Here is a 9550-nt window from a genome sequence, read left to right on the forward strand (position 1 = left end):
CCTTGAGGATGCCCAGCACGCCGACCACCAGCTCCAGGCTGCGCTCGGTGCACAGCGCGACACGCTCGTCCGGGCGCACGCCCAGGCCGATCAGGCGGTGCGCGAGCCGGTTGGCGCGGCGGTTCAACTCGCCGTAGCTCAGTACCTGGCCGTCGTACTCCACCGCCGGGGCATCCGGCTGTCGCGCCGCCTGCGCCGCGAACAGGCCGTGGATCAGGGCCTGCTGCGGGTACGCCGACTGCGTGGCATTGAACCCGTGCAGCACCTGCGACCGCTCGGACGACGACAGTACCTGCAATGCGCGCACCGCAGAGGTGGGCTGTGTTTCGAGTGCGGCAACCAGGGCCATCACGGCCGCACCAAGGTAATGGACGACGCGCTGCGGATCGATCCTGGCGCTGCACTGCACGACCAGGGCGAAGCCTCGCCCGAAATCGTCAACCGACATGGTCAGCGGGTAATTGGTGCGAATCTCGTCGCTCACCACCCGCACGCCCGACCATGCCTGTGCCTCGGCGCTGTCGTGGTCGTAATTGTGCCGGTAGTTGAGCAAGGCGGTGAACAACGGCAGCGGTGGCTGGATGCCGCTGCAACGTTGTGTCACGGCCAGCGGCATCTGCTCATGGAGCAATAGCGCGCTCAAGCGACGGTGCGTCTCACGCACCGCCTCGGCCACGCCAAGTTCCGCCAGCTGCAAGCGAATCGGCAGGGTGTTGATGAACATCCCGACCACGTGTTCGGTCCCTTCGGTCTCCTGCAGGCGGCCCGACAGCACCGTGCCAAACACCACGTCGTCGCGTCCGCTGCACCGCGCCAGCACCTGTGCCCAGGCCAGGTGGAACAGCACCGACGGGGTCACCCCCTGTTGCCGCGCCGCCTCGCGCAGCCGCAGCGCCAATGCCTCATCCAGCCGCAGGCGTGCTTCGTGCACTTCGCCGGCGCTTTCCGCCTGCACGTCCAGCACCCCGAACGGCGCCGTGGGTTCGTCCACATCGCCCAGTTGCGCGCGGAAATACGCCTCGTGCTCCGCCTCGGACACCGCTAGCGTCCGTGCGATGAAATCCCGATACGGCTTCGGCGCCGGCAGCGTGGCCTGCTGGCCCTGCAGGACGGCCTGAATTTCCGACAGGATCTGATCCTGTGCGATGTGATCGCAGACGATGTGGTGGTTCAGCAGGGCCAGCAGCCACTCGCCCGTGGCTGGGTCGCGCGCCACGTAGGCCGCCAGGATCGGCGCCTGCCGCAGATCCAGCCGCACCCGCCGCGGGTCGGTCAGGGCCAGCAGCTGCGCCTGTGCCGGCGCATCCGCCGACAGCAGCAGCTCGTGAACCGGCAACACCGCGCGGCGCTGCACCACTTGCACCGGCTTGGTCAGTTCCTCCCAGTGCACCGCACTGCGCAGGATGTCGTGGCGATCGATTACCTGCTGCAACGCTTCCAGGAAGGCGTCCAGCCGCGCGCGGCCGTCGAAGGCCACCATCGTGCACAGTAGGTAGATGTCGCCACCGCTGCCGCTTTCCAGCAGGTGATGGAACAGGATGCCTTCCTGCAGGGGCGCCAGCGGGTAGATATCCTGGACATTGGAAGTGCCGCCCGGCACGCCGCCCACGATGCGATCGATCTCCGCCTGGGTCAGGTTCACCAGCGGCAGCAGCTCCGGCACGATCGCAGTGGTCGATGGAGTAATCAGGTTGTGGGGCACGAGGTCGCGCACGATTGCCGGCGACGCCTGTGCCAGATGTGCCGACAGCGCGCTCAGCGTCGGCGCCATGAACACGCTGCGCACATCAGCGCTCAGCCCGCTCCTGCGCAATCGCTCGATCATGCCGATCACCAGCAGCGAGTGCCCGCCCAGTTCGAAGAAGTTGTCCTGCCGCCCGATCTGCTCCAGGCCCAGCAACTCTTGCCAGATCGTCGCGACGGCTTGCTCCACCTCGCCCATCGGCGCCTCGTAGACGCGGCTGGCAACGGCCGAGACGTCCGGTGCCGGCAGTGCCTTGCGATCCAGCTTGCCGTTAGGTGTGAGCGGCAGCGCCTCCAGTGTCACGAACGCACTGGGCACCATGTAGTCCGGCAGGTCTTTCGACAACGCTTCGCGTAAGGCTCCCACCGTCGGCGCGACACCGTCGTGCGGTACCACGTACGCGATCAGACGCTTTTCGTCGGACGCTCCCTTCTGCGCGACCACCACCGCTTCGCGCACCCCGGCAGCCGCAGCCAGCCTTGCCTCGATCTCGCCCAGTTCGATGCGGAATCCACGTACCTTCACCTGGAAGTCGTTGCGGCCCAGGAACTCGATATGGCCGCCCTCGCGATAGCGCGCGCGATCGCCGCTCTTGTACATGCGCGCGCCCGGCACCGTGCTGAATGGATCTCGCAGATAGCGCTCGGCGGTCAGTGCATCGCGATTGAGATAGCCCCGCGTGACACCGTCGCCGCCGATGTAGATCTCGCCGGCAACGCCGAGCGGGACGGGGTGCAATGCCGCGTCCAGGATGTAGATCTGAGTATTGGCCACGGGCCGACCGATCGTCGCGCTGGCCATCGTCTTGTGCAGCGCGTCGTACTGCACATAGGCCGCCGTGCAGGTGACGGTGGTCTCGGTGGGCCCGTAGGTGTTGATGAGCTTGAGCGACGCAGGGCGCAGCGCATCCCATGCTTGCAGCTTCTGGGTAGATAGCGCGTCGCCGGTAACGTTGAGCAGGCGCAGGTGGTGCAGGTCACGATGCGCCTTATCAGGGTCGCGTTGCCACTCGTTAACCAGGGTATGCCAATGCGCGGCAGTGATATGCACCACGGTCAGCACCGGCCCCGCATCTTCGCCACCCGTGCCGAAGATGCGGCTGGTCGGCAGCAACGTCGCGCCGCCGCACAGGGCCGGGAACATCTCTTCCACCGAGACGTCGAAGTTCAATGAATTTTGCTGCAGCACTGTATCGCTCGGCACGATGCCGAACAGGCGCACGGCGTCGAAGATGTAGTTGACCAGGCCGCGATGTTCGACCATCACGCCCTTGGGCAGGCCGGTGGTGCCCGAGGTGTAGATCACGTAGGCCAGGTGGCCAGGTGCCAGATCGGCGACCAGCGGATCGTGCACCGGCTGTTGCACCAGTGTCCGGTCCCGGTCCAGCGTCAGCAGCGGAATCTGCACGTGACCGCAGCTGGCACGCTGGGCGATGTGGTCGAGACCGGCGTGCGTCAGCAGCACGAGGGGACGGCTGTCTTCCACGATGTAGGCCAAGCGCTCGGCCGGGTATGCCGGGTCCAGTGGCACATAGGCGCCGCCGGCCTTGAGGATGCCCAGCACGCCGATCACCATCCATGCATTGCGCTCGGCGCAGATCGCGACCCGCGTGTCGGGTTTCACGCCGAGTTCGATCAGGCGATGCGCCAGGCGGTTCGCCTGGCGATTGAGCTCGGCGTAACTCAGCTGCTGCCCGTCGTCCACCACCGCGATGGCCTGTGGCTGCGCAGCGACCTGCGCCTCGAACAGATGGTGAATGCAGAGATCGCGCGGATATGGCCTCGCCGTGTCGTTGAACGCCACCAGCAACTGGTGGCGCTCGGCATCGGTGAGCAGCGGCAATTCACTGACGCGCAACTGCGGGTCGCCGACCAGCGCCTGCAGCAGGAGATCGAAATGGCTGGCCAGGCGCACGATCCGCTCGCGGTCGAACAAATCGGTCGCGTACTTCAGCACCCCACGAATGGCGTCACCCTCTTCCAGCAATGCCAATGACAGGTCGAACTGCGACGTGGGGCTGCAACTCTCCTGCGCCGCCAGGGTCAGGCCCGGCAGACGAAACTCTTGCTGCGGCGTGTTCTGCAGATCCAGCGACACCTGGAACAGCGGGCTGTGACTGAGGCTGCGTTCGGGCTGCAGTGCCTCAACCACCTGCTCGAACGGCAGGTCCTGGTGCGCGTAAGCTCCCAGCGTCACGGCCTTGACCCGCTCAAGCAGTTCGGCAACCGTGGGATCGGCCTGTACGCCCACGCGCAAGGCCAGGGTATTGACGAAGAAACCCACCAGCGGCTCGATCTCGGCGTGCTGGCGGTTCGCCACGGGGGTACCGACGACGATGTCCTCCTGACCACTCAAGCGCGACAGTAGCGCCGTCCACGCGGCCAGCAATGTCATGAACAGGGTAACGCCATGCCGGCGCGAGAAAGCGTGCAACTCGGCGACACGGGCGACGGAGAGGCGGACCTCGACTTCGTCGCCCGCATAGCGCTGCACCGCGGGCCGCGGCCGATCGGTCGGCAATTCCAGCAGCGCCGGGGCATCGCGCAGGTGCTCCAGCCAGAACGCTAGCTGTTCCTGCTGGACCGGACCCTGCAGCCAGCGCCGCTGCCAGGCGGCATAGTCCGCGTACTGCACTGACAACGTCGGCAAAGGGTCGGGCTCGCCCTGGCGGAATGCTGCGTACAGCGTGCTGAGCTCGCCGACCAGCACCCCGATCGACCAGCCGTCGGACACGATGTGGTGCTGGGTCACCAGTAACACATGTTCCTGTTCTGAGAGCTGCAGCAGCCTGCCGCGGATCAAGGGGCCGCGCGCCAGATCGAATGGCGCACGTGCTTCGTTCGTGCTGAGCTCGGCGACCGCGGCGACTTGCGCCACGGCGGACTGCGCACGCAAGTCATGCGAGATCAGCAGGAAACCGACATCCGCGGCGGCGATGACTTGCTGCGGTGTCCCTTCCACGCTGGTGAAGGTGGTGCGCAGGCTCTCGTGCCGCGCCACCAGACGATCGAGGCTGGACTGCAGCGCCGCCCGATCCAGGCTACCGCTCAGGTGCAACGCCACGGGAATGTGATAAGCAGCGCCGGCCGCAGGGTCCAGTTGATCCAGGAACCACAGCCGTTGCTGTGCCCACGACAATGGCAGCGCCCCGCTGCGGTCCACCGGCACGATCGTGTCCTGGGTCGCAGTACCCGCGTCGGCCACGCGCGCGGCCAAGGGCGCCAGCACCGGATGAGCGAAGACTTCGCGCAGCGGAAGCTCGACACCCAGCGTCGCGCGCAGTCGCGTCACCAGCCGCACCGCCAGCAACGAATGTCCGCCGAGCTCGAAGAAGTGATCCTGTCGTCCCACCCGTTCCAGGCACAGCAGTTCTTCCCAAAGCGTGGCGATCGCCTGCTCCAGTCCTCCCTGCGGCGCTGCGTATGCGCGACTGACCACCGCTTTCTGGTCGGGTGCCGGCAAGGCCCTGCGATCCAGCTTGCCGTTGGGTGTCAGCGGCAAGCTCTCCAACATCACGAATGCGCTGGGCACCATGTACTCCGGCAACGCGTGCGACAATGCCTCTCGCAGTGCGCTCGCCGATGGCGCGGTGCTGGCTTCGGGCACGACATAGGCCACAAGCCGCTTGTCGCCGGTCGCATCCTCGCGTGCCAACACGGCAGCGTCGCGCACGCCGGTGCAGGCTGCCAACCTGGCCTCGATCTCTCCCAGCTCGACGCGGAAGCCGCGGACCTTCACCTGGAAGTCGTTGCGGCCCAGGTATTCGATGGTGCCATCAGCCCGCCAGCGACCCAAGTCGCCGGTGCGGTACATGCGCGCATGCGGCTTGTCCACGAACGGATCGGCCAGGAATCGCTCCGCAGTCAACGCTGGACGGTGCAGGTAACCGCGCGCCAGTGCGTCTCCGCCGATATGCAGCTCGCCAGTCACACCGATTGGTACCGGGGCGCCATGCGCATCCAGCAGGTAAATGCGCACATTCGCGATCGGCTTGCCTATCGGAGGCAGCGCCGGCCACTTCGCCGGCTCCCCCACCAGGGTCAACGCTGTGACCACATGCGTTTCCGTCGGGCCATAGTGATTGTGCAGCCGGCAACCTGGGTTCGCGTGGAAGAATGCTCGAATCGCCGGATTGGCGAACAACTGCTCGCCGGCTGTCACTACCTCGCATAGTGCCGGCATCGCGGTTCCGGACTGCTGCGCCGCAACGGCCAGGCCCTGCAACGCGACAAAGGGCAAAAAGATCCGCTGCACCTGCTGCGCCTGGAGGAACCGCAACAGTTCGAACGGATCCTGCCGGATCGCCTCGTCCGCCAGCAGCAGACACCCGCCCGTGCCCAGAGTGTGGAAGATTTCCTGGAACGCGACATCGAATCCCAGCGCAGAGAACTGCAGGACACGCTGGGGCAAGCAGGCACCCGAGTCGGCTCCTTCCTGCCATGCCAACAGGTTGCGCAGCGCCCGATGCGGCATCGCGACACCCTTGGGCTGGCCCGTCGAGCCCGAGGTGTAGATGACATAGGCAAGGTGGTGGGTTCCCATTCCCTGCGGCAAGGGGTCGCTTTCGGATTGCCCCGTCAGTTCTTCCAGGCCCTGCGTGTCCAGATGCAAACGCGGCACAGAAGCGGCGAGCGGAAGTACCACGGATGGCTGTGTCACCACCACGGATGGCGCACTGTCCTGCAGCAGGTAGGCGAGGCGCTCGGCAGGATAGGCGGGGTCCAGAGGAACGTAAGCCCCACCCGCCTTGAGTACGCCGAGCACGGCGACGACCAGTTCCGTGCAACGCTCCATGCAGATCGCGACGCGGTCGTCCGGACGCACCCCCAGCGCGATCAGGCGATGCGCCAGCCGGTTGGCGCACCGGTTCAATGCGCCATAGGTCAGTCGCTGCTCCCCGTGTTCCACCGCGATGGCATCGGGCTGCCGCACGGCCATCGCCTCGAACTCCGCATGCACCGGTTGCCGATACGGATACTCCGTCTGCGTGGCATTGAACCGGACCAGCAGCGTCTCGCGCTCGGCGTCCGGCAGGATGGGCAATCGGCAAACCGTCTGCTGGTCGTCCGCCACCATGGCGTTCAGCACGGACATCCAGCAGCCGAGCAACCTCTCCATGGTCTGGCGATCGAACAGATCTGTGGCATAGGTCAGCTCACCTGCCAGGGCACCCGCCACTTCACTCAGCGACAGGGCGAGATCGAACTGCGCGGTGTTCTGCGGATTGTCCAGCACCGCCAAGCTCACTCCAGGCAACGCCAGTTCGCCGTCCGTGGGCGTGTTGTTCAGACCGAGCATCGCCTGGAACACCGGGCTGTAGCTCAGGCTGCGCGCTGGCTGAAGTGCTTCGACCACTTGCTCGAACGGCAAGTCCTGATGCGCATAAGCTGCGAGCGTCGTTGTCCTGACCTGCGCCAGCAGCGCTGCCACGCTCGGGTCTTCCCGCAGATCCACCCGCAATGCCAGCGTATTGACGAAAAAGCCCACCAGCGGCTCGATCTCGGCCCGCTGCCGGTTTGCTACGGGACTGCCTATCACGACTTGGTCCTGACCACTGAAGCGCGCCAGCAGCACCGACCAACTGGCGAGCAGGGTCATGAACAAGGTGGCGCCATGACGCTGCGACAGGGCATGCAATGCGCTGACCAGGCCCACGTCCACACGAACCGGAATGCGGTCGCCCGCGTAGCGCTGCATGGCTGGGCGCGGTCGGTCGGTCGGCAGTTCCAGCAACGCCGGCGCGTCCCGCAACTGTTCGCGCCAGAAGGCGATCTGTTCCTGCAGCAGGTCGCCCTGCAGCCAGCTTCGCTGCCACGCGGCATAGTCCGCGTACTGGACCGGCAGCGCCGGCAAGGGATCGGGCGCACCGGTCAGGAACGCCGCATACAGCGCGCTGACCTCGCGCACCAGCACCCCGATCGACCAGCCATCGGAGACGATGTGGTGCTGGGTCACCAGCAGCACGTGCTCTTGCGCGGACAAGGCCAACAGGCGACCGCGGATCAGCGGCCCCTGCGCCAGGTCGAATGGCGCGCGTGCCTCGGCCAGGCGCAGCTCGGTGACCGCCGCAGCTTGGGCGACGGCATCCAACCCACGCAGATCGTGGAGGGTCAATGCAAAGCCGCTGTCGGGCGGCGCGATCACCTGCTGCGGTTCACCCTCCACACTGACGAAGGTGGTGCGCAGGCTTTCGTGCCGTGCCACCACCCGGTCCAGGCTCGCCTGCAGCGCGGCGAGGTCCAGCTGACCGCTCAGCCGCAGCGCCGTCGGGATGTGGTAGGCCGCCCCCGCCGCCGCGTCGAGCTGGTCCAGGAACCAGAGCCGTTGCTGTGCCCATGACAATGGCAGCGGTCCGGCGCGATCGGTCGACGGAATGATCGCGTGCGACGCCCGGCTCGCCGCGGCGATGACGGTGGCCAGGGCAGCTAACGTCGGTGCGACGAATACGTTGCCCACGGCAAGTTCCACATTCCGCGTCGCGCGCAAGCGCGTCACCAGCCGGACGGCCAGCAAGGAATGTCCACCCAGTTCGAAGAAGTGATCGTGCCGGCCCACACGCTCCAAGCCGAGCAATTCCTGCCAGATCGTAGCGAGCGACTGCTCGATCTCGCCCAGCGGCGGCACGTAGTCGCGGCTGGCCAACGCCGCCCGATCCGGCGCCGCCAATGCCTGACGATCCAGCTTGCCATTGGGCGTCAGCGGCAAGGTCTCCAATATCACGAACGCGCTGGGCACCATGTACTCGGGCAGCGCCTGCAACAGCGCTTGGCGCACCTCCACCACTACCAAGGCATGCCCCTGCTGCGGCACCACATAGGCCACCAGTCGCTTGTCGCCCGGCACATCCTCACGTGCCAGCACCACCGCCTCGCGTACGCCCGTGCACGCCGCCAGCCGCGCCTCGATCTCTCCCAACTCGATGCGGAACCCACGCACCTTCACCTGGAAATCGTTGCGCCCCAGATACTCGATGTTGCCGTCCGGTCGCCAGCGCCCCAGATCGCCGGTGCGGTACATGCGGGCGTCGGGATCGGACGCAAACGGATCGGCCAGGAAACGCTCGGCGGTCAGCTCCGGGCGGTTCAAGTAGCCACGTGCCACACCGGCACCGCCGATGTACAGCTCACCGATCACCCCGATCGGCACCGGCTGACCCTGCGCGTCCAGCACGTAGACCTGCGTGTTGGCGATGGGCCGGCCGATGGGCATCGGATCGCGTACCAGGCCAACCTGGGTACGATGGAGCGTCGCCCACACGGTGGTTTCGGTGGGGCCATACTCGTTGTACAGCGCAAGCTCCGGAACGAAGCGCTCCGTCATCCTCTGCAGCTCGGGAGGGCAGACCTCGCCCGCCACGATGATGTCCTTCAGGCTTCGCTCGTGGCTCTCTTCCAGCCGCTCGAGGATCAGGCGTGCCAGCGACGGCACGCAAAGCAGCGTGGTGATGCGATGCCGATCGATGGCACGCGCGAGTGCCTCCGGTTCATGCCCAGCATCGCCCTCCAGGACCACCAGCGTACCGCCCGCGAGCAGGGTGCCGAAGATACCGGCAACCGAGCTGTCGAAGGCAATGGACGACAACAGCAGGAAGCGCTCGTACCCGGCATAGGCGTTCGCTCTGGCCAGGGTCGACGCCACCAGCTGCCGATGCTCGATCATCACCCCCTTGGGCCGTCCGGTGGAGCCGGAGGTGTAGATCACGTAGGCAAGATGCCGTGCACTCAGGCCAGCCACGACCGGATCGTGTGCCGGCTGGAGGGCCAGCGCAGGATCGTCCACGATCACCTGAGCCACGCCCGCCGTTGG

General features: G+C 66.5%; 1 protein-coding gene. It reads right to left on the minus strand.

Going from position 1 to position 9550, the window contains the following annotated elements:
• The coding region (locus GGR71_RS20815; RefSeq protein ID WP_184452286.1) for a non-ribosomal peptide synthetase at positions 1-9550 on the minus strand (9550 nt) is incomplete at both ends.

It is taken from the genome of Xanthomonas sp. F1 (genome assembly GCF_014199855.1).